The 21799-nt window shown below is 70.9% G+C and carries 17 protein-coding genes; 7 read left to right on the top strand and 10 right to left on the bottom strand.

Translation table 11 applies throughout. From position 1 onward, the window contains the following. The first annotated feature begins 387 nt into the window (after positions 1-387). Both OG289_RS21835 and OG289_RS21840 read left to right on the top strand, forming a co-directional pair. Complete coding sequence (locus OG289_RS21835) at positions 388-1695, top strand: glycosyltransferase family 4 protein (RefSeq protein WP_327315716.1); 1308 nt, start codon at positions 388-390, stop codon at positions 1693-1695. After that, positions 1692-2381, top strand: coding sequence for an acetyltransferase (locus tag OG289_RS21840; RefSeq protein ID WP_327315717.1), 690 nt, complete (start codon positions 1692-1694; stop codon positions 2379-2381). Before OG289_RS21835 ends, OG289_RS21840 begins: the two co-directional genes overlap by 4 nt. Before the next feature lie 273 nt (positions 2382-2654). Here the strand turns inward: OG289_RS21840 and OG289_RS21845 are convergent, their stop codons facing one another. From OG289_RS21845 to OG289_RS21860, 4 genes are all read right to left on the bottom strand, one after another. Next, complete coding sequence (locus OG289_RS21845) at positions 2655-3818, bottom strand: DegT/DnrJ/EryC1/StrS family aminotransferase (protein ID WP_327315718.1); 1164 nt, start codon at positions 3816-3818, stop codon at positions 2655-2657. Then, on the bottom strand, positions 3811-4539 hold the full coding sequence (locus tag OG289_RS21850; RefSeq protein WP_327315719.1) for a sugar transferase: 729 nt from the start codon (positions 4537-4539) through the stop codon (positions 3811-3813). Before OG289_RS21850 ends, OG289_RS21845 begins: the two co-directional genes overlap by 8 nt. After that, positions 4536-6365, bottom strand: coding sequence for an SDR family NAD(P)-dependent oxidoreductase (locus tag OG289_RS21855; protein WP_327315720.1), 1830 nt, complete (start codon positions 6363-6365; stop codon positions 4536-4538). Before OG289_RS21855 ends, OG289_RS21850 begins: the two co-directional genes overlap by 4 nt. 385 nt (positions 6366-6750) lie before the next feature. Then, entirely contained in the window at positions 6751-8478 is a 1728-nt protein-coding gene (locus tag OG289_RS21860) for a DUF4012 domain-containing protein (RefSeq protein ID WP_327315721.1), read from the bottom strand. Between the two features lie 435 nt (positions 8479-8913). Here OG289_RS21860 and OG289_RS21865 point away from each other — a divergent pair, with 435 nt between their 5' ends. The 4 genes from OG289_RS21865 to OG289_RS21880 all read left to right on the top strand — a co-directional run bounded on the left by OG289_RS21865 (position 8914) and on the right by OG289_RS21880 (position 12606). Next, positions 8914-9114, top strand: coding sequence for a hypothetical protein (locus tag OG289_RS21865; RefSeq protein WP_327315722.1), 201 nt, complete (start codon positions 8914-8916; stop codon positions 9112-9114). A 50-nt stretch (positions 9115-9164) separates the two neighbouring features. Then, a complete protein-coding gene (locus OG289_RS21870) occupies positions 9165-10193 on the top strand; it encodes a P1 family peptidase (protein WP_327315723.1) in 1029 nt (342 codons plus the stop codon). Between the two features lie 258 nt (positions 10194-10451). Continuing rightward, positions 10452-11672, top strand: a complete 1221-nt coding sequence (locus OG289_RS21875; RefSeq protein WP_327315724.1) for a L,D-transpeptidase — start codon at positions 10452-10454, stop codon at positions 11670-11672. 187 nt (positions 11673-11859) lie between these two features. Continuing rightward, on the top strand, positions 11860-12606 hold the full coding sequence (locus tag OG289_RS21880) for a DUF6227 family protein (protein WP_327315725.1): 747 nt from the start codon (positions 11860-11862) through the stop codon (positions 12604-12606). A 20-nt stretch (positions 12607-12626) separates the two neighbouring features. Here OG289_RS21880 and OG289_RS21885 read toward each other — a convergent pair whose 3' ends face one another. From OG289_RS21885 to OG289_RS21905, 5 genes are all read right to left on the bottom strand, one after another. Next, complete coding sequence (locus OG289_RS21885; RefSeq protein WP_327315726.1) at positions 12627-12890, bottom strand: hypothetical protein; 264 nt, start codon at positions 12888-12890, stop codon at positions 12627-12629. Between the two features lie 128 nt (positions 12891-13018). Then, positions 13019-15100 carry a PTS fructose transporter subunit IIABC gene (locus OG289_RS21890; protein WP_327315727.1) on the bottom strand — a complete coding sequence of 694 codons (2082 nt, stop codon included), beginning with the start codon at positions 15098-15100 and terminating at the stop codon, positions 13019-13021. Between the two features lie 283 nt (positions 15101-15383). Then, positions 15384-16436, bottom strand: a complete 1053-nt coding sequence (gene pfkB, locus OG289_RS21895; RefSeq protein ID WP_327315728.1) for a 1-phosphofructokinase — start codon at positions 16434-16436, stop codon at positions 15384-15386. Further along, complete coding sequence (locus tag OG289_RS21900) at positions 16433-17194, bottom strand: DeoR/GlpR family DNA-binding transcription regulator (RefSeq protein ID WP_327315729.1); 762 nt, start codon at positions 17192-17194, stop codon at positions 16433-16435. The genes pfkB and OG289_RS21900 overlap by 4 nt, the downstream gene beginning before the upstream one ends. 216 nt (positions 17195-17410) lie before the next feature. After that, on the bottom strand, positions 17411-18982 hold the full coding sequence (locus OG289_RS21905) for an MFS transporter (protein WP_327315730.1): 1572 nt from the start codon (positions 18980-18982) through the stop codon (positions 17411-17413). Positions 18983-19044: 62 nt separating this feature from the next. Between OG289_RS21905 and OG289_RS21910 the strand changes: the two genes are divergently transcribed. Then, entirely contained in the window at positions 19045-20028 is a 984-nt protein-coding gene (locus OG289_RS21910) for a helix-turn-helix transcriptional regulator (protein ID WP_327315731.1), read from the top strand. 174 nt (positions 20029-20202) lie between these two features. On the opposite strand, the gene OG289_RS21915 is transcribed toward OG289_RS21910, so the two are convergent. Further along, positions 20203-21009, bottom strand: coding sequence for a TetR/AcrR family transcriptional regulator (locus OG289_RS21915; RefSeq protein ID WP_442819092.1), 807 nt, complete (start codon positions 21007-21009; stop codon positions 20203-20205). Between the last annotated feature and the right edge of the window lie 790 nt (positions 21010-21799).

Raw genomic sequence — 21799 nt, forward strand, 5'->3', positions numbered from 1 at the left:
GCAGGCACAATGTAGCGTCACAGATAACACAAAGTAGCACTTCGCGCACGTAGAGTAGTAGCGTGTCTCGGCGTCAGGCCGGCCGCCGCCGGCGCGACCAGACGTCAGAAGAAGGCTTCTCCGGCGCGGACGACGGCGTGGGACAGGGGAACGCGGTGGTGAAGGTGCCGGCCGGAGACGCTGCCCGGCTGCGGGAACGTCCTGGTGCCCGATCCCCGGCAGCTGCCGACTGCAGTGGCCGGACCGCGGCCGGCCGACGAGCCGCCAACACCTTCGGTGACGGCAAGGCTGCCGTCAGGATCATCGGCGAACGGGCGTCACGGGCCCACGACGGGCTCATGCCCAGCCGCCGTCGGGTGGCGGGGCAGCTTCGGTGGAGGTGAGGACATGAGGATCTGGATCTTCAACCACTATGCGGCGCCGCCGGACTGCGCCGCCGGCACCCGGCATTACGAGCTGGGCCGCGTGCTGGCGGCGAGGGGGCACGAAGTCACCGTCTTCGCCAGCAGTTTCAGCCATTTCAGCAGGCGCGAGGAACGGCTCACGCCCGGCGAGACGGTGGCCACCCGGACGATCGACGGCGTCCGCTTCGTCTGGGTCCGTACGCCGCCCTACACCAGCAACGGATACAGCCGCGTGCTGAACATGGTCCACTACGCGGCCCGGGTGCTCTCGGCGCAGCGCGGCCTGAACCGGCCGGATGTGATCGTCGGCTCATCAGTGCACCTGGCCGCGGTGCTCGCCGCCTGGCTGGCGGCCCGTGGCCGCCGTGCCCGCTTCGTCGTCGAGGTGCGCGATCTGTGGCCGCAGACACTGATCGACATGGGCGCGCTGCGTGCGAACGGGCTGCCCGCCCGGCTGCTCCGGCTGGCCGAGTCCTTCTGCTGCCGGCGCGCGTCCGCCGTGATCTGCCTCCTGCCCGGTGCCGCCGGCTACCTGCAGGCCCGTGGCGTCCCCGCCGACAAGATCCATTATGTGCCGAACGGGATCGCCGACTTCCCCCGGCCGAGAGATCCTGATCAGCCGGCCGACCCGAACATTCCGGGTCCCGGGGACCAGGCCGCCGACCTGATCGACCGGATCAGGCGCTTTCGCAAGGATGGTTGTCTCACCGCCGGCTACATCGGCTCGCACGGTCCGGCCAACGGGGTGGAGACCATTGTCGCGGCCGCGGCGGAGCTGCGAGCTGCCGGCCGTCCGCGGGTTGCCGTGGTGATGGTCGGCGACGGCCAGGAGAAGGCCGCGTGCGAACGGCTCGCGCACCGGCACGGCCTGGACAACGTGCTGTTCTGGCCGCCGGTGCCGAAGCAGGCCGTGCCGGCCGTGCTGGCCGAGCTGGATGTGACGTTGTTCTGCCTGCGTGATGTCGCGGTCTTCAAGTACGGCCTGAGCAGCAACAAGCTGTTCGACTACCTGGCGTCCGGCAAGCCGGTGCTGTTCGCGAGCAACGCGCCCGGCAGCCCGGTACGCGAGTCCGGCGGCGGCGTGTGCGTGCCCGCCGAGTCACCGGCGGACATGGCGGGCGCGCTGGCCGAGTTGGCCGCGATGAACGAGACCGAACGGGAGCGGATGGGCGAGCGGGGCCGCCGCTGGGTCTACCGGCATCACGGCATGACCGCGCTGGCGGACGCGTTCCTCACCGCGGTCTCGGAACCGGCGAGGGGCGAGGGCCCTGTGACGGAGGCGCGGCTGTGACGCTGCACATCGTGGGCGCAGGCGGCTTCGGCAGGGAGACGCTGGACGCGGTGCGGGCGACCGTCGCGGCGCCCGAGGTTGTCTTCGTGGACGAGCACCCGCCGGCCACTACGCTGGCCGGCTGTCCGGTGCTGCTGCCCGGGCAGTTGGCTGCGCCCGGCGGGCAGGGGGACGAGTTCGTGGTCGCGATCGCCGACGCCGAGGCGCGCCGCAGGCTGGCCCGGCAGTTCGAAGATCGCGGCCTGCGAGCGGCGACGGTGATCGACCCGCGCGCGGTGGTCTCCCCCGACGCCAGGATCGGGCGCGGCTGTGTGGTGCTCGGTCAGGCGTTCATCTCCACCGGCACCGTCATCGGCGCACATGTCCAGGTCAACTACCAGGCCAGCATCGGTCACGACACGGTGCTCGAGGATTTCGTGACAATCCTGCCCGGGGCCAATGTCGCCGGCAGCGTGACCGTCGGTGCCGGGTCCACGGTGGGCAGTAACGCCGCCGTGCTGCAGGGCCGTCGGATCGGGCCGTCTGTCATGGTCGGCGCCGCTGCTCTGGTGACCCGCGACGTCGCCGCCGGTCAGCTGGTCGTGGGCATCCCCGCCAGGGCCCGCGGCTCGGCCCGGTCATCGCCAACCGGCGGCCCGCCCTGCTCAGCCGACGCCGATGACCGGCCGGAGCCCCGGGAGCCCTGATCGTCCGGTTTGGTCACGGGATCCCGTGCGCTTGCACGGCGACGACCTGATCTGATGCTTCCGCACGGCCGGCGGGGCGTCGTCGTGGCGAACGACTGTCATGACGGCCGAACTCGTCGGTCCCAGGTGACGGACCACCGTGCCGCCCTTCCAGTACGTCGGCCACCGCTGCCGCGCCCTCGTGGCCGCCGTGCCGCCCGGCTGGTCACCGCCGCACGCGAGGTGCCGGCACGGCGGTGACCAGGCCTCAGTCGGCTGGCGCGTGATGCGCGGTCACCGGGCACCAACCGGCATCGGCTGGGCCGTGGCATTCGGTGACGCGGTTGCCCGGACGACGGCGGTGGTCACCGCGTCGGCGATCTCGGCCACCTCGGCCTCGGTCAGCCGGTGGTGCACCGGCAGCGAGAGCATCGCCTGGGCGACGGCCTCGGTCACCGGCAGCGCCGAGCCGAGCCCGGTGCCGCCGTCCCGCTCGGCGAAGATCGGCTGCCGGTGCACCGGCGGGAAGTAGATCCGCGCCTCGACGCCCTGGTCCAGCAGGTCGGCGAGCACATGGTCGCGGATGCCGGGAAGCAGGCAGGTGTAGAGCATCCAGGTGCCCCGCGTGTCGGGTACCTGATGCGGCGTCGTCAGACCGGGGAGCCCGGTCAGCCGCCGGGTCAGCGATCCCGCGATCAGGTGCTTGCGCCCCAGGATGCCGTCCAGCTTGCGCAGCTGCACCCGGCCGATCGCGGCCTGCATCTCCGTCAGGCGCCAGTTGTAGCCAAGGCTCGCGTGCTGGTACAGCCCGGTCTGACCGTGGTTGCGGAGGAGTTTCAGCCGCTCCGCGACGCCCGGGTCGTCGGTCAGCACAATGCCGCCCTCACCGGTTGTGATGTTCTTGGAAGGGGTGAAGCTGAACATGGCCGACCGTCCGAAGGTGCCGACCGGTCTGCCCCGGTACTCGGCGCCTGCGGCCTGCGCGGCGTCCTCCAGGAGCGGCACGCCGGCCTCGGCGCACACCCGCGCCAGCCCGTCGAGGTCACCGGGCTGCCCGGCGTAGTGCACGGTCATGACCGCCCGGGTGGCCCGGGTGATCCGGGTCGCGACCGATGCCGGATCGAGGTTGAACGTCCCCGGGTCGATGTCGGCGAACACCGGGGTGGCCCCGACGTGGCACACCGATGTCGCGGTGGCGACGAAGGTCATCGACGGGACGATCACCTCGTCGCCGGGGCCGATGCCCTCGGCGAGCAACATCGCGTTGAGCGCGGCCGTGCCGGTGCAGAACGTCACACCGAACCGCGCCTGATGCCGGTCGGCGAACTCCTGCGCGAAAGCCTCGTTCTCCGCGCCGTTGGTGAGAACACCACTGCGCAGGACCCTGCGTACCGCCTCCCATTCCTCCTCACCGAGGTCGGGACTTGCGAGCCGGATGCGGACGTTGCTGTCAGGCACCTGAGAGCATCCTTTCTGGTCTGCCGGCGATCGGATCGTTGTCATGGCCGACGGTGGCGCCGCCCCTGGCCAGGACCGTCCAGACGGTGAGGACCAAGATGGCCAGGTCGAGCCAGAAGCTCTGGTGGCGGACGTAACGCAGATCCCACTCGATGCGCTCCGGCCAGCTCAGGCGCTGTCGCCCGTGCACTTGCGCCAGGCCGGTCAGGCCGGGGGTGGCCAGCAGCCGCAGCCGCTGACGACCGGTGTACCGGCCTACCTGGTAGGGCAGCGTCGGCCGAGGCCCTACCAGGCTCATCTCTCCACGCAGCACATTGACCAGCTGGGGCAACTCGTCGAGGGACGTGCGGCGCAGCACCCGTCCGACCGCGGTCACCCGGGCCGGATCGGCGTCTCCTGGTCTCTCCGAGCCGCACGGAACATTGCGCATCGTACGCAGTTTCAGCAGGACGAACGGGTGGCTGTCGCGGCCGACCCGCTGCTGCCGGAACAGGACGGGTCTGCCATGCGCGAGCAGGTGCGCCAGCGCGGCGATCGCGCAGAGCAGCGCGGCCGGCACGATGATCAGGCCGACCACGACCAGGTCCAGCATTCGCTTGCCGCGGTACGACCTTCGGCGAGGCACCCGGCCGCCGCCCCCGGGGCCGCCGGGAAGCGCGGTGGGCGCCTTCGGGCTCACCGCGCCTGCCCGGCGCCGGCCCGGCATGGGCGGGGCGGTCATCTGCTGGCCTCCGCTCTTCCGGGCTGGCCATGCAGCACGGCCCGGCCGGCCGGCTGCTCGGGGCCGGGCGCGGCGGCGAGGAGCGCCAGCGCGGCGCGTACCTCATCGGGATCGGTGAGGTGACCGATACCGGTGACCTCACCGGCGTCGAGTGCGGGCACCGGCACCTGTCTGACCAGCGGATGCCTCGGCCGGTGGTCCGGTTCCCCATCGCCCAGCAAATCCTCGATCAGCTTTTCGCCGGGCCGCAGCCCGGTGAAGACGATCTCGACGGGCCGCGATGCCGCGTCGGCCATACGGCGGGCGAGGTCGACGATGCGGACCTGGTCTCCCATGTCGAGGACGAGGACCTCACCGCTCTCCCCGACTGCCACGGCCTGCAGCACCAGTTGGACGGCTTCAGTGGCTGTCATGAAGTAACGGGCGACCTGCGGGTGAGTCACGGTGACCGGGCCGCCCGCAGCGATCTGCGCGGACAGCGAGCCGAGCAGCGAACCCCGGCTGCCCAGGACGTTGCCGAACCTGACAGACACCCAGGTCCCGGGGAACTCATCGGCCATGTGCGCGGTGAGCCGCTCGGTGATCCGCTTGGAGGTGCCGAGGACACTCACCGGGTCGGCCGCCTTGTCGGTGGAGACGTTCACGAACGACCGCACACCGCAGGCCGCAGCCGCTTGCAGCACGTTCAGCGTGCCGGTCACGTTCGTCTTCAGCGCCTCGCCCGGATACCGCTCGAGCAGCGGAAGATGTTTCACGGCCGCCGTGTGGAACACGATCTCGGGGCGGGCGTGGGCGAAGACCTCGGTGATGCGGGAGGCATCCGTGATGTCGGCGAGCACGACCTCTTCGGAATCGAGCAGTGCGCGGCCGTGCAGCGCGAGCTGGATCGCGTGCAGAGCTGATTCGTCCCGGTCGAGCATCACCAGCGACTCGGGACCCAACCGGTGCAACTGGCGGCACAGCTCAGAACCGATCGAGCCGCCGGCGCCGGTGACAAGGATGCGGCGTCCGGCGAAATGACCGGCAGCCGACTTCAGGTCCAGTCGGATCGGCTCGCGACCCAGCAGCTGAGTGATCCGTGGGTCGCGGACGTCGTCGATCCGCGCCGGTCCCGCGACCAGTTCCTCGACGCGCGGAATCACCTTGGTGATCAGGCCGATCGACTCGGCCAGTGTGATCAGTTCACGAATGACCTGGCCGTCACGGCACCCGCCGGCAATGGCGATGACCATGACCGTCGCCCCGGTCTCCGCAGCGACCTCGGCGAGCCGCTCCCGCCCGCCGCGCACTCGGATACCGCAGATCCGCAGTCGCCGCTTGCCGGGGTCGTCATCCAGCAGGGCAACCGGTTGGTACTGGGCGCCCGGCTGACCGACCAGCCGCTGCACCAGTTGCGTTCCGGCGCTGCCCGCGCCGAACACGATCACCTTGATGGCGGTCGGGGCGGGCCGTCTCGGCCTGCGCTGGATGGCCGCGACTGCGGCCCGCACGGTGATCGTGGCAAGCACGCCGACCAGGGCGGCGAGGCCGGCCGTGGCCGGTCTGCCGCCCACCAGGGGGAGCTCTGCCAGGCAGATGCCCTCCAGAAGCAGCGCGGTCAGCCCGGCGGAGACCAGCACCGCGCTCAACTCCGCGCCGTTCTCCGCCTGATGGCGCCCGGAGTAGAGCCCACACACAGTCCCGGCCAGTACCACCGCTGTCCCTGTGACAGCACAGACGATGACCAGATCGCCGGGTCCGACGAGCGGGTCGGAGTCGCTGCGACTGGTCAGGCCGGCAATCAACAGGCCGCACGTCCAGGCGATCGCGTCTAAGGCGGCTCGCACCGCCGGCCGGCGATACCGGGCGGCAACGTTGGACCGACCACTCGGCCGGGCTTGGCTTTCCTGTGCGTTTTGGAAAACGGCCGGATGAACCACTGTCAGCTTGTCGTTACTGGCGCATTCCCCACGCAAGGTGAACCCCGATCAGCAGGATGTCAGTTGCCAGAGGTCTATTTGGGCACTTTGCTGAGGGCATGTCCACAGACGCTGCCGCGTCCTTTTGGGTGGTCATCCAAAATCATTCGTCCTCGCGGACCTGCTTCTCGGTGGGTACGATTCCGCGACCACGGCTGAACGAATACCGCAGCGCCTTTCCTGGGTGCGCGGGGGCCCTTCATGCCCGCTCAACATCCACAGTGCGGATGAAAACCCGACTCGGACGGTCCGGCTACTTCGCGCACGGTTGGACAAGCACCTTGGTGGTCTGCGGCCGTGCCAACGGCTGCACGGGGACCACGGGGGAGCGCTCCGAAGCCGGTTCCAGCAGACGAACATCCACCTCTCGCGTCTGACCGGGCAGGAGTTCCACCTGTGCGTCCAGTACCAGGTGACCGCGCTCCTGGGTCGACGACAGCAGAAGCTGCTGCCCGTCCAGGGTCCCACCGGTGAATCGCGCACCGGAACTGGCGTACAGCGAGAGCCAGATCCGTGTGGACCCCGGCGGGTGTGGGTGCTCGGGATCGTCGGAACGGAGAGCGACGAAGGCAGGCAGACCCGCTGCGGGAGCGGCATTGGTCAGCCTGATCCGTACCGTGCTGGCACGGGTACCGCCTTCGCAAGGACCGAGTTCGTAGGTCAGCGAACGGCGCAGATAGTAGTCCATCTTGTTGCCCGCGGAATTGTTGACCACGAGATGTGCGAAGGGTCCCTTTGTCTCGGGGACTTCGCCTGACAGCCCCGCTTCTTCCAGCGCCGACTCGGTGGAGGCGTCTCTGCTCCACACACGCAGTCGGCCGTCATCGGCGTTCTGCCGCAGCGCCTGGAGGAGGGCCAGCGAATCGGGGTGGCGATTCAGCAGGGCGGCAGCGACGGACTGTGCGACCTGCACCAGGAAACGTTTGCGTTCGGCGTTGTTGTACGACGCGTAGAGGGTGCTCTCGGTGAGTTCTACGGTGTTCGCCGCCGTCAGCCGTTTCCCGTCCGGAAGTTGGACCGGCCCCGTGGCTTTGAGGACTTGGGCGAGTCCTACGGGATCGGTCGCGATGGCCCCGTCGAGTCGCCGGCCCGTATGCCGCTGCCACAGTCCCACCCAGATCTGCGCCGCAAAGGGAAAATGAGCGGACAGATTGGAATTGGCCAGCCCCTGCGTGCTCTCAGCAGGTCCGTACCGACGGTCGAAAGCCGGTCCGAAGTTCGCCACGGGGGCGGCGGTGTACGGCAGCGCGTCATCCGACGCGAAGTCGTGCAAAGTGATGCGGCCACGGTCGGCAGTCAGGATGCCGAAGGTGCCGACGAGCCCACCGGTGCCCCGGGCCTCGGCATTGTTCTGGAAGGCGAAAAAGTAGGAGCGTGGCCCCGAGGCACCCAGAACAGGCATCAGCAGCCGCGTCGTCGCCTCCGCCTTGGAGACCGAGCCGGAAAGGCTCGCCACTCGGTCGGACAGCCGCTGCCGTGCCGTATCAAGGCGTTGGACCGCCGTCGAGCCGGGCAGGCCACTCAATCTCGTCTGGATTCGGGTCAGTTGCCGGTGCACATTCCCCAGCAGGTCCGTCGTCTCCGAAAGCCGACGGAGGTCCACACGATCATTGTGCACAATCTGGCCGGACGCGAACATCTGCTGCAGTCGCACCGCCTCCGGCAGCACTCCGGTGGCCATCTCATCGGCGGCGACACTCAGCCCCCGGGCAGAACGGAGCGGTGGGCCCATCAGTGGGAGCTCCTCGGCCAGGCCCCACACCGGCGTGGTTGCCGCCCTCCGGGCGGCCGCTGTGTGTTTCTGGATGAAGCCCAGCACCTCGGCCGAGGGCCGGCGATGCCGGACCATCTCCGTACGCATTCGTTCGGTCGCCACCTGGGCCGCGGCAAGATCGCTCTGGACCGCGCGGACCTCCCACAGCAGGCAACCGGCCGACGCGGCGGACAACAGACCGACAGCTGCGGCAACCCAGAGGATCACTCGTCGGTGGCTGCGCAGGGCCGTCACAGCCACGAATACCCGCGCACACTTCTTGCGTCGCTGAAAGGCCCACCTGCGCGGTTTGTCTGCAGGGTCCCTTTCCACAGCGCCCTTCGGGCCGTACGCCGGGTCCTTCCCTGCCGTCATTGCCTACCCATGAATCGAAGGAGTTCGTTTCCACCAGAACCGAGCATGCGGGTTACATCAGTAATGACAGTCACTAGGACTCGTTGCAAACTTCACCGCGTCAGGGGGCCGGAAACTGGGTCCAAACAGCCTAATAATCGGGTCGCCCGGGGGAATTTCACCCCGGGCTCGCACGGAACCGTATGTGCCGGTCTCCCGTCATACGGCTCCTGTCGTCCTGGTCCTCGACCCAGCCGGGGCCGCCCAGGTCCAGCGAGCGAAATACTTCGGGCGCGACATGCGGCGGCCTTGAGCCGGCGCCGCAGGGAGCCCGTCACCTCGCTGCTGGCGATCGGCCGCGCCTTCCTGGGCGAGTGGGCGGTGCTCGCCGCCGGCCTTGCGGCGGCGCCGGCCGTGGCGACCGGGACGGCGCTGACGGCGCGCACCGTCGCGCGGGGGTCCCAGGACGAGCGGGAGGAGCGGGAGCACGATTCGAGCGCTGCGGTGTGACCCGGCGTGACACCACCGCACCCGGCGCACGCTGGGCGAGACTGGCTCCCATGACAGTTGACGCTCTGACGGACGTCGCCGGTCTGCGGGTGGGACACGCCACGCGCACCGGCGACGGTTGGCTCACCGGCACCACGGTCGTCCTCGCGCCGGAGGGCGGCGCCGTGGCCGCAGTGGACGTGCGCGGCGGAGGTCCCGGCACGAAGGAGACCGACGCCCTGGATCCACGCAACCTGGTGCAGCGGGTCGAGGCGATCGTGCTGACCGGGGGCAGCGCCTACGGGCTCGACGCGGCGTCCGGGGTGATGGCCTGGCTGGAGGAGCAGGGGCGCGGGGTGCTCGTGGGTCCCGACCCCGCGCACGTCGTGCCGGTGGTGCCTGCCGCCTGCGTCTTCGACCTGGGCCGGGGCGGTGACTTCCGGGCCCGCCCGGACGCGGCCACCGGCCGGGCGGCGGTCGAGGCGGCAGCGGCGAGCGAGCCCGGTGCGCGGGTGCGGGAAGGGTGCGTGGGCGCCGGAACGGGCGCGGCGGTCGGCCCGATGAAGGGCGGGGTCGGCACCGCCGCCATCGTCCTCGACTCGGGGATCACGGTGGCCGCGCTGGTGGTGGCCAACGCAGTGGGGTCGGTGCTGGATCCGGAAACGGGGGTGCTGTACGGGGAGTTGTTCCAGGGGCGGGTGGCGTACCCGGAGGCGCAGGTGCACGAGGCCGCGCGCCGGCGGCTCGCCGAGAGTGCGGTGAGGAACGCGTCTCCCCTGCTCAACACCACGCTCGCGGTGGTCGCCACCGACGCCGATCTGTCGAAGGCGCAGGCGCACAAGCTCGCGGGCACGGCGCACGACGGGATCGCGCGCGCCGTACGACCGGTCCACATGCTCAACGACGGGGACACGGTCTTCTCCCTGGCCACGGGCGCCCGCCCACTCGACCCCGACCGCCCACTCGCCCTGAACGACATCCTCGCGGCAGGCGCGGACATGGTGACGCGCGCGATCGTACGAGCCGTCCGCGCGGCCGAATCGGTGGACGGACCGGGCGGCCTGTGGCCCTCCTACGAGGAGTTGTACGGGGGCCGGTGACGCACCCTCGGGCAGGTCGAGGCGCGAGCCGTCACGGCACGAGGCGGGAACCCCACGGCCCGGGAACGCCTTGCCTGGGGACGACAACGGCCCGGCCCCGCACAACCCGGCAACGACTCGACTCAGGAAGGTGGATTGTCCCGGTTCTGTCACGTGATGGCGCCAACGGCCGGTGGAGGGAACCTCATCGGGCGCCGGATCCCTCCTTCTTCACGTACCGGATCGGATCACTCACATCACACGAAGCTGGAGCAGCCCGTGACAACGGCGGACATAGCAGCGCGGCGCGCACTGGGGGCCTGTGCCGTCCTGGTGGTCGGTGCCCTGACACTGACCGCCTGCGGGGGCAGCGCCAACGCCGAGGGCGACGACGCCAAGGGCGGCAAGAGCGCCGCCAAGGCGTCCACCGCGAAGATCGTCATCTCGGCGAAGGACGGCTCGACGGGCGCGTCGATCAACGCGACCGGCGTGAAGGTGAGCGACGGCCGGCTCACCGAGGTGAAGATGACGGTGGCCGGGTCGGGACAGGCCGTCGAGGGCTCCCTGTCGGCCGACGGCAGCACCTGGAAGCCGAAGGAGCAGCTGGAGCGCGGGACGAAGTACCGGATATCGGCGACCGCGAAGGACGCGAACGGCAAGACCGCCGCCGCCAACTCCATTTTCACCACGGTCACTTCGGCCAACAGCTTCATAGGGACCTACACCCCGGACAACGGCACGACGGTCGGCGTCGGGATGCCGGTGTCGTTCACCTTCGACAAGGCCATCGGCGACAAGAAGGCCGTGCAGTCGCACATCACCGTCACCTCCAGCAGCGGGCAGCAGGTGGCCGGGCACTGGTTCGGGGCGCAGCGGCTCGACTTCCGGCCCGAGGAGTACTGGAAGGCCGGCTCCAAGGTCACGATGAAGATCGACCTGGACGGCGTCGAGGGCGCGAACGGCGTCTACGGGGTGCAGAAGAAGACGGTCACCTTCACCATCGGGCGATCCCAGGTGTCCACCGTCGACGTGAACACACAGACCATGACGGTGGTGCGGGACGGGCAGACGCCGAAGACGATTCCGATCTCGTCGGGCAGCCCGGAGCACACCACGTACAACGGCCAGATGGTGATCTCCGAGAAGTTCACGCAGACCCGCATGAACAGCCGGACGGTCGACCTGGGCGGCGAGTACGACATCCCGGACGTGCCGCACGCGATGCGCCTGACGACGTCCGGCACCTTCATCCACGGCAACTACTGGTACGCAAGGGGTAATCCACCCTTCGGCCGCACCGGCACCAGCCACGGATGCGTCGGGCTCGCGGACGTGCAGGGCGCGCAGGGCGACACCCCCGCCAAGTGGTTCTACGACAACTCGCTGATCGGCGATGTCGTGATCGTCAAGAACTCCCCGGACAAGAACGTGGCCCCGGACAACGGGCTCAACGGCTGGAACATGGCGTGGGCCGAGTGGACCGCAGGGAGCGCGGGCTGAGCGCCGGTCAGCGCCGGGAACGCCGTCTGACCGGCGGTTTCTGACAGGCGGCCGGGCCGTGCGGGAACTTTTCGCACGGCCCCCGCGTTTTCCCGATGCACGTTTTCTCGGTTCCCGGACATGATGTCCGACCGAGGGGCTACGGTATGCACCCACAAGGTGACATGCAGCAACGCCGGGAGAAACCTTGAGCGTTCCGTACGAGACGACAGCGTACGAACCAGCCGAGTCGCCCGAGTCTCCGGAGGAGCACCTCGCGCGACTGCTCGGTCGCGCCCTGAACTCGTTCGAGCTGCCCGACGAAGCCCTGCGGCGGCTCGACTGCGCCCTGGCCCACGACAGCTCCCTGCACTCCGCGCACCACAGCGCGGGCCTGCACCGGGAGACCTACCGGCACACCTGGCTGCTGGCCGACGGCTGCGCGCTCACGCTGTGGGAGCTCGTGCACAACACCACGCCGGGCAGCGAACCGCAGCACGAGGTGTACGTCGACGAGGAGGAGCTGCGCGCCGCCACGGCCCGGCTGCCGCTGCCGTCGGACACACCGGACTTCGAACTGCCGGTGCTGGTGCAGTTGTCGCCGGTCCCCGCACCCCGGCACGTGTACGTGCCGGACGACTCGGCGGACCACGCGCGTCGGCTGCTGCGCCGCGCGGAGAACCCCGACGGGCCCGGCACGGACACGGCCGCGCTGCTGACGTCGGCGTTCGCGCACCAGATCACCCAGGCCTTCGGGCGCCCCTGCCGCGCGGGCCGTATCGGCCTGGGCTACTCGCTCTACGAGCACGCGTTCCTGCTGCGCGACGGCCGGGAGATCTCCCTGTGGGAGATCGAGCACACGGCGACGCCGGACGGGCGGCACATGTGTGAGGTGTACCCGTCCGAGACGGCGGCCCGGGACGCGATGGAACGCCGGGCGGCACGGGTCTCCTGAACGGCGGCGGGCCCGCGGGGTCAGTGGCCCCCGCCGAGTTGCCGTACGAGGCCCGCGAAGGCGTCCTTCTCCGCGGGGGTCAGTTCGACGTTCTCCAGGTGGGGGCCGGTCTGCTGTTGGCACGGGAGGGCCGGCAGGGCGGGCGGCGCGGGGAGAACCCGGTGGGTCTCGGCGCGGGAGCGGATGCGGCGCAGAACCCGGGTCAGGACGAGCAGCCAGGCGACGGACGCCACGGCGAGGACGGTCAGGGCCGTCAGCTGAGTGGGCGTGAGATGCACGGGCATACCACCCAGTACACACCACGGTCCGGGACTTTGGTCCCGGACCGTGACGTATCTCGCAGGCCACACAGATCGCGCTAAAGGTCTTTTCGGTGTGGAGAGTTGCGAATCACCGCAGACAGCCGCAGCCGTTACGCGACCACCGGCTGCTTCGCCTCCGCCGCCGTGCCGGCCGCGGAGCCCTCCGCCGGCACGGGCTCCGTGGCGCCGGGGACCGGCTTGCGCAGGCCCTTGAGGACGACGACCGTGGCCGTCGTCACGCACACGCCGACCGCGATGGCGAGCAGGTAGAGGAAGGGGCTGCCGATCAGCGGAACCACGAAGATGCCGCCGTGCGGAGCGCGGAGCGTGGCGCCGAAGGCCATCGACAGGGCGCCGGTGACCGCGCCGCCGGCCATCGAGGCCGGGATGACGCGGAGCGGGTCGGCCGCGGCGAACGGGATCGCGCCCTCGGAGATGAAGGAGGCGCCCAGGACCCAGGCGGCCTTGCCGTTCTCGCGCTCGGTCTGCGTGAAGAGCTTGCCACGGACCGTCGTGGCCAGAGCCATTGCCAGCGGCGGGACCATGCCTGCCGCCATCACCGCGGCCATGATCTTCATCGCGGAGTCACTCGGGCTGGCGACCGCGATCCCCGCCGTGGCGAAGGTGTACGCGACCTTGTTGACGGGCCCGCCGAGGTCGAAGCACATCATCAGGCCGAGCAGGGCGCCGAGGAGGATGGCGTTGGAGCCGGTGAGGCCGTTCAGCCAGTCGGTCAGGCCCTTCTGGGCCGAGGCGATGGGCTTCCCGATGACGACGAACATCAGGAATCCGACGACCGCCGAGGAGATCAGCGGGATCACCACCACCGGCATGATGCCGCGCACCGACGCCGGGATCTTCACCTTCTGGATCGACAGCACCACGCCACCGGCGATCAGACCGGCGGCCAGACCGCCGAGGAAGCCCGCGTTGATGGTGACGGAGATCGCGCCGCCGACGAAGCCCGGGACGAGACCGGGGCGGTCCGCCATGCCGTACGCGATGTAGCCGGCCAGGACCGGAACCAGGAAGCCGAAGGAGACGACACCGATCTGGAAGAGCAGCGCGGCCCAGCTGTCGGACTGGGTCCACAGGAAGTGGTCCATGACCGACGGCGCCTTGTTGATCTTGTATCCGCCGATGGCGAAGCCGAGCGCGATGAGCAGACCGCCCGCGGCGACGAACGGAACCATGTAACTCACGCCGGACATCAGCCACTTGCGGAGCTTGGTGCCATAGCCCTCGGTGGAGTCGCCCGCCCGCTCGACGGGGGTCCCGGCGGCCGAACCGGCCGTCACCTCACCGCGTGCCGCCTTCCCGCGCACCTCGGTGATCAACTCGGCGGGGCGGTTGATGCCCGCCTTCACGCCGACGTCCACGGTGGGCTTGCCGGCGAAGCGGTCCTTGTCGCGTACGGAGACGTCGTGGGCGAAGATCACGCCGTCCGCCGCGGCGATGACGGCCGGGTCGAGCCGGGTGAAGCCGGCCGAGCCCTGCGTCTCGACGACCAGCTCGACGCCCGCCTCGCGGCCCGCGTTCTCCAGGGACTCGGCCGCCATGTAGGTGTGGGCGATGCCGGTCGGGCAGGAGGTGACGGCGACGATCCGGAAGGGACGGTCGGTCTCGGGGGCCGGGTCCGGGGTGGTGGCCGTGTCGGCGTCGGCGGAGGCCGCCGCCGACGCCGACACGGAGTCCTCGGGGGTGGGTTCGGAGGTGAGCTCGGAGGTCGGCTCGGCCGAGGCGGCCGGGACCTCGTCGCCGCGGATCAGCGCCGCCGCGGTCGCCGCGTCGCCGGCCGAGCGCAGCGCGTCGGTGAACTCGGCGTTCATCAGCTGACGGGCCAGCGACGACAGGATCGTCAGGTGGGCGTCGTCCGCACCGGCCGGTGCGGCGATCAGGAAGATCAGGTCGGCGGGGCCGTCCGTCGCGCCGAAGTCGATGCCGGCGGCGCTGCGCCCGAAGGCGAGCGTCGGCTCGGTGACGTGGGCGCTGCGGCAGTGCGGGATGCCGATGCCGCCGTCGAGGCCGGTGGGCATCTGGGCCTCGCGGGCGGCGACGTCGGCGAGGAAGCCCTCCAGGTCGGTCACCCGGCCCTGGGACACCATGCGCTCGGCGAGGGATCGCGCCGCCGCTTCCTTCGTTGGGGCGGACAGGTCGAGATCGACCAGGTCCGCGGTGATCATGTCGCTCATCGCGGGCTCCTTCGCACGCGTATCGCCCGGGGCGTGGGGTGGTGGGCGGGGGTGGGGACGGGGACAGAGGTGGAGACGGTGTTGCTGTGGGGAGAGGTGGGGCGGGCGGAGGCGGGGCCGGGGAAACCCCGCCTCCGTGGGGCCGCAGGCGGGTTCGGGTCCTGCTTCCCCTGGCCAGCGGGGCGGCTCAGGGTGCCCCGCTGCCCGTCGTGGGCGGCGAGTAACGAAGAACCTCGCCGCGTCCCGGCCGCTGGTGTGAACGTCTCGGGCGCCATCAAGTGCGTCATGACACCGGCTCCTTCAGTTCGCGGTCCACCGGCACCTCCGCCGTGACCGTCACCGCCGCCGGGTCCAGGTCGGCCGGGGTCGGCATCACGCTGCCGGGCAGCTGGACGGCGGCGGCGCCGTGCGCGACGGCGGAGGCGAGCGCCGCCGGACCGCTGCCGCCGGCGATGAGGAAACCGGCGAGGGAGGAGTCGCCCGCTCCCACATTGCTGCGTACGACGTCGACGCGCGCGCTCGCGAACCAGGTACCCGTGTCCTCCACGAGCAGCTGCCCGTCGGCGCCCAGGCTCGCGAGGACGGCGCGGGCGCCCATCTCGCGCAGTTCCTCGGCCGCCTTCACCGCGTCGCCCACGGTCGCCAGGGGGCGCCCGACGGCTTCCGCGAGCTCCTCGGCGTTCGGCTTCACCACGTCGGGCCGCTCGCGCAGCGCTTCGAGGAGCGCGCGCCCCGAGGTGTCCAGCGCGATGCGCGCACCCCCGGCGTGCGCCCGCGCGACCACCTCGGCGTACCAGGAGGGCGCGAGCCCCCGGGGCAGGCTGCCGCAGCAGGCGATCCAGTCGGCGTCGCGGGACTGTTCTCGCACCGTCTCCAGGAGTAGTTCCTGCTCCTCCGACGACAGCTCGGGCCCCGGCGCGTTGATCTTCGTGAGGACGCCGTCCGACTCCGCGAGCGCGATGTTCGAGCGGGTGGCTCCGGCCACCGGGACCGGCGCGACCTCGATGCCCTGCGCGTCGAGCAGGTCGGCGACGAGCGCGCCCGGCGCACCGCCCAGGGGCAGGACGGCGACCGTGCGCCGCCCGGCGGCGGCGACGGCACGCGAGACGTTCACGCCTTTGCCGCCCGGGTCCATCCGCTCGCCGGTGGCGCGGATGACCTCGCCGCGATCGAGGGAGGGGATCTCGTAGGTGCGGTCCAGGGACGGGTTCGGGGTGACGGTGAGGATCACGCCCACGTTGCTCACGTCTGCGTTGCTCACGTCTGCGTTGCCCACGTCCGCGTTGCTCATGTCTGCGTTGCTCACGTCTGCGTTGCTCATGTCGGTGCCGCTCATGCGCGTACTACTTCCGTGCCGCCGCGCTCGATCGCGGCCGCGTCGTCGGGGCTCAGCCCGCTGTCGGTGATCAGCAGGTCCACATCGCTCAGGTCGCCGAAGCGGGCGAAGTGCTCCTGGCCGTGCTTGGAGGAGTCGGCCAGCAACACCACGCGGCGGGCGGCGGCGACGGCCGCCCGCTTCACCGCGGCCTCGGCAAGGTCGGGGGTGGTCAGCCCGTGCTCGGCGGAGAACCCGTTGGCGGCGACGAACAGGACGTCGGCACGGATCTCGCCGTATGCGCGCAGCGCCCAGGCGTCCACGGCGGCGCGCGTCCGGTGCCGTACGCGCCCCCCGACGAGGTGGAGCTGCATGCCCGGGTGGTCCGCGAGGCGGGCCGCGATGGGCAGGCTGTGCGTGACGACGGTGAGCTCGGCCTCCAGCGGGAGGGCGGCGGCCAGGCGGGCGACCGTCGTGCCGGCGTCGAGGATCATCGTGCCCTCGGACGGCAGTTCCGAGAGGGCTGCCTTGGCGATGCGGTCCTTCTCGTCGGCGGAGGTGCCCTCGCGTTCGGCGAGGTCGGGTTCGAAGTCGAGGCGTCCGACCGGTATGGCACCACCGTGCACGCGGCGCACCAGGCCCGCGCGGTCGAGGGCCTTCAGGTCGCGGCGGATCGTCTCCGCCGTGACCTGGAACTCCTCGGCCAGCGACAGGACGTCCACCCGGCCGCCGTCACGGGCGAGCCGCAGGATCTCCTGCTGCCGCTCCGGTGCGTACATGTCCGCTCGCCTCCGACCGTTACCGGGTTTATGCCCGAACTTGTGGTTTCGCCACGGAGGCTACGCCCGGATTTCCAGAAAGTAAACAGGTTCGGACCCGAAGCGGGCATGAACGGACTTTCGGGTGGTGGTCCCGAGCTTCGGACGTGCGGAAAGGGCCCGCCACCGGTTCGGGATCGGTGACGGGCCCTCGGGCCGGGAGGTGGCCGCTTCGGCTCAGGCGATGAGCGCGCGCTCCCGTTCCCCTTCCTCCGCGGGGTCGGTCTCGGCGGGGTCGGTCTCGGCGGTGGCCGCCTGCGAGGGGTCCACGGCGCCCTCCACGTGTTGCGCCGGACGCTTCGGCAGGGCGAACATCAGCAGGAAGATGGCGAACATCACCAGGGCCACCCAGCCCAGGGCGTGCTGGAAGGCGTTCACGAAGGCGGGACGCACCTGGTCCCGGGTCAGCCGGTCGCCGATCTCACCGAAGAAGACGACCGCGACGAGGCCGAGGCCGAGCGCGTTGCCCATCTGCTGGACGGTGTTGATGAGCCCGGACGCCGAACCGGCGTGCTCGCGCGGCACCTCCGACAGCACCGCGTCCGTCAGCGGGGCGACGATCAGGCCCATGCCGAGGCCCATCACGACCAGCGGGAGCGCCATCTGCCACGGGGCGATGCCGAGGCCGTAGCGCTCGGACTCCCAGATGTAGAGGAGCACACCGACGGCCATGGCCAGGGCGCCCGCCTGGAGCACCTTGCGCCCGAAGCGCGGGACCAGCTTCTGGACGGACAGCCCGGCCGCCATCGAGACGGCGATCGAGAACGGGACCCCGGTCAGTCCGGCCTTCAGCGGGCTCCAGCCCAGACCGGTCTGCATGTACAGCGTCCAGACCAGGAAGAACACGCCGAGGCCGACCCCGAAGACGGTCTGCACGGCGATACCGGCCGCGAAGCTCTTCACGCGGAAGAGGGAGAGCTCGATCAGCGGCGAGCCGTCCCGCGCGCCCTTGCGCCGCTCGTACGCGACCAACGCCCCGAAGACGGCGAGCGAGCCGGCCATCGACACGTACCCCCACACCGGCCAGCCCAGCTCACGGCCGCGGGTCAGCGGGTAGAGCAGCATGAGCAGACCGACGACGACCAGGACGACACCGACGAGGTCCAGCTTCAGCGCTTTCGGGGCCTTGGACTCCGTGATGAAGCGGCTGCCGAGGATCAGTCCCACGATGCCGACCGGCAGGTTGATGAGGAAGATCGGCCGCCACTCGAGACCGAACAGGTTCCACTCCGTCAGCAGGGCGCCGAGCAGCGGTCCGGAGACGGCTCCCAGCCCCACGATCGCGCCGAAGAGCCCGAACACCTTGCCCCGCTCGTGCGCCGGGAACGTGGCGTGCACGATCGACAGCACCTGCGGGACCATCATCGCCGCCATACCGCCCTGCAGGATGCGGGAGGCGACCAGCATCTCCGGGTTCGCGGCGAAGCCGCACAGCGCGGAGGCCAGGGTGAAGCCGCCGATGCCGACGAGGAACAGCCGCTTGCGGCCGTGGATGTCGCCGAGTCGGCCGCCGGTGATGAGCCCGGCGGCGAAGGCGAGCGCGTAACCGGCGGTGATCCACTGGATCTGGCTCCAGGAGGCGCCCGCTTCCTCCCTGATGGAGGGGATGGCGATGTTGACGATCGTGACGTCGACGAGGTCCATGAAAGCCGCGGTCATCACGATGGCGAGGGCGAGCCAGCGGCGGCGGTCACCCGGGGATGTCTCAGGGGCGGGCGGGGTCTCGGTGGAGGTCTCCGTGGAGGTCATGGTGTGACAGTAGGACCGCAATAGGTCAGATCGTGTCCTAGTGGTGCGGCATCCTCGGATGCATGACGACGGACACTCCGGCTCGGCTGCTGCAACTCCTCTCCCTCCTCCAGACGCCCCGCGAATGGCCCGGCGGCGAACTCGCCGACCGGCTCAGGGTGTCCCGCCGCACGGTCCGGCGGGACATCGACCGGCTGCGCGAGCTGGGGTATCCCGTACAGGCGTCCAAGGGCTCGGACGGCGGGTACCGGCTGGTCGCGGGCAAGGCGATGCCGCCGCTCGTGCTCGACGACGAAGAGGCGGTGGCGATCGCGGTCGGGCTGCGGGCGGGCGCCGGTCACGCACTGGAGGGGGTCGACGAGGCGTCCGTACGGGCCCTGGCCAAGCTGGAGCAGGTACTGCCGGCCCGGCTGCGCCACCGCGTGTCCACTCTGCAGGCCGCGACCACGCCGCTGACCAGCGGGGACGGCGCGACCATCGCACCCGAGACGCTGACCGTCATCGCGTCGACCGTGGCCGGGCAGGAGCGGTTGCGGTTCGCCTACCGCGCGAAGGACAGCACGCAGTCGCGCCGCCTGACCGAGCCCTACCGGCTCGTGTCCACGGGCCGGCGGTGGTACCTCGTGGCGTACGACCTCGACCGCGAGGACTGGCGGACCTTCCGGGTCGACCGGATCCAGGACCCGTTCGCGACCGGCGCCCGCTTCACACCACGGGAGTTGCCTACGGGCAGCGCGGCGGAATACCTCCGGCGGTCCATCCAACGACGCCCGGACGCGAACGAGTACGAACTCGACGTCACCTTCGACGCCCCGCCGGAGTTCGTGGCGTCGCGGCTGCCGGCATGGCTCGGAACCTCGGTCGCGAACCCGGTCGAGAACGGCGAGAACGGCTGCCGTCTGCGCACCTCGACCAGCGATCCGGTGGAGTGGGTGGCGGTACGACTGGCCATGCTGGGCTGCGAGTTCTCGGTCCGGGGACCAGCTGAACTGGTGGAGTACGTAAGGGAGTTGGGCGGCCGGTTGGGACGGGCGGGCAGTGGGTGAGGGCGCTCGGGTGCGGGGGGGGGGTGAAGCGGGTGCGGGGTGAAGTGGTGCGGGGTGAAGTGGTGCGGGGTGAAGTAGGGGCGTACGAAAGGTACGTGGGAGAGGGTGCGGTCAAAGAGCGCGTGGGGGGAGTGAGTTCGCGTGGGGAGGCAGTGCGCGCGGGTGGGGCGCGGGTCAAGCCCGCTGGGGCTCCCCCGTCGGCTGCGTCGGCCCGGTCGGCTGCGTCGGCTGCGTCGGCCCGGTCGGCTGCGTCGGCTGCGTCGGCCCGGTCAGCTGGGTCGGCTGCGTCGGCTGGGTCGGCTGCGTCGGCCCGGTCGGCTGGGTCGGCCCGGTCGGCTGGGTCGGCCCGGTCGGCTGCGTCGGCCTTTCATCCCACGTGAAGCCCCGCAGGGCCCGCAGGTTGCGCAGCGCCAGTTCTGCCGGGCCGTCCGGGCCGGTGGGCGGGGTGTTGCTCGCCGCCCAGCTCTCGACCGCGACCCGGACGGCGGCACTGGCCACCGCTCCGGTGAAGCGCTGGTGCGGTGAGGCAACGTTGTCGGAAGCGGAGGCGGGCGACGAAGTGACCGCCTGCGCCGCCGTGGCCGCCGCCCGCTCCGCCAGCACCTCCGTGAGGGTGCTCTCCGAGATGTGGCAGACCTCCGCCCAGACCTTGCCGAGAGCCGGACTCGTTCCGGCCAGCCGGATCAGGGTGCGGACCCATTCCCAGGACGCCGCCGACACTCCGTGACCGGGGACGAGGGTGTGTCGCACGGCGTGTTCCAGCGCCTCCGGCACGGGCAGTCCGGCCGGGGCCTCGCGCACCGCCTCCGACCAGCGTTGGGCGCCCGCCGCGTAGAGGGGGGCGACGGCCTCTTCCTTGGTCGCGAAGTACCGGTAGAAGGTGCGCGGGGCGATGCCTGCGGCCTGGGCGATGTCCTCGGCGCGGGTGGCCTTCAGGCCCCGGCTGACGAAGAGGCCGGCAGCTGCCCGGGCGATCTCCATTCGGGTCGCCGCTTTGCGCCGCTCGGTCAGCGAAGCCGGAGCGGGGGTGGGGGTGGAGCTGATCACGTCGGCAGGCTATGCCCATGTGGCACAATCTGCCATTCGGGCGGGCCACCCCGTGGTTCAGGTACGGGGTGCCCCGCCCTCCCGGCGTACCCGCACGCCTTCTGTACGCCTGGCGGGGCATGTGCGCCCGCAATCCCCGCCTGGGGCCGACATCCCCACTCGGCGGACAAACCCGAGGGACAAACCTGGGGCGAACACCGGCGGCCGAATCTGGCCAAACCCGGGGGAACTCGGGGGACAAAAAGGAGCCGGGCCCCGGCGCCTGGGGGGAGAGGCGCCGAAGCCCGGCTCAGGGAGAGTCCCGGCGCCGGGGGGATGTGCGTCGGGACTTGGCTCACGTAGGACAAAGACCTGGGGAAGAGCTGCAGGGCCCGGCCGACCCGAACTCCTGTGCCGACCTGAACTCCCGTGCTCTGAAGTCTTGTTCCCGCACTCTTCCCGGTTGAAGCGGCGTTCCCGCGCCATGTTTGCGCGGCCCTCCACCACCCGGCGCACGCGGGCGGAGACCCAGCACCAGGCAACGCCCGAGGCCCACTCACCACAGCCCCGAAACCGACTCGGCCCCGCCCTCCCCCACCCGAAGCCGACCCGTGTCATCCCCAACCCCGAGGCCCAACCCAGGCAAACCCCAACCCCGAGGCCAACCCAGGCAGCCTCCAGTCCCAGGCCCAGCCAGGCAAACCCCAGCCCCAGGCCAAGCCCAGGCAGCCTCTAGTCCCAGGCC

This window comes from Streptomyces sp. NBC_01235, assembly GCF_035989285.1.
Taxonomy (GTDB): domain Bacteria; phylum Actinomycetota; class Actinomycetes; order Streptomycetales; family Streptomycetaceae; genus Streptomyces.

Bases quoted from the DNA above. Each gene is read 5' to 3' on its own strand.
- OG289_RS21835 (WP_327315716.1), top strand. From the start codon at position 388: ATGAGGATCTGGATCTTCAACCACTATGCGGCGCCGCCGGACTGCGCC.
- OG289_RS21850 (WP_327315719.1), bottom strand. From the start codon at position 4,539: ATGACCGCCCCGCCCATGCCGGGCCGGCGCCGGGCAGGCGCGGTGAGC.
- OG289_RS21870 (WP_327315723.1), top strand. From the start codon at position 9,165: ATGACAGTTGACGCTCTGACGGACGTCGCCGGTCTGCGGGTGGGACAC.
- OG289_RS21885 (WP_327315726.1), bottom strand. From the start codon at position 12,890: ATGCCCGTGCATCTCACGCCCACTCAGCTGACGGCCCTGACCGTCCTC.
- OG289_RS21890 (WP_327315727.1), bottom strand. From the start codon at position 15,100: ATGAGCGACATGATCACCGCGGACCTGGTCGATCTCGACCTGTCCGCC.
- pfkB (WP_327315728.1), bottom strand. From the start codon at position 16,436: ATGAGCGGCACCGACATGAGCAACGCAGACGTGAGCAACGCAGACATG.
- OG289_RS21900 (WP_327315729.1), bottom strand. From the start codon at position 17,194: ATGTACGCACCGGAGCGGCAGCAGGAGATCCTGCGGCTCGCCCGTGAC.
- OG289_RS21905 (WP_327315730.1), bottom strand. From the start codon at position 18,982: ATGACCTCCACGGAGACCTCCACCGAGACCCCGCCCGCCCCTGAGACA.
- OG289_RS21910 (WP_327315731.1), top strand. From the start codon at position 19,045: ATGACGACGGACACTCCGGCTCGGCTGCTGCAACTCCTCTCCCTCCTC.
- OG289_RS21915 (WP_442819092.1), bottom strand. From the start codon at position 21,009: ATGGAGATCGCCCGGGCAGCTGCCGGCCTCTTCGTCAGCCGGGGCCTG.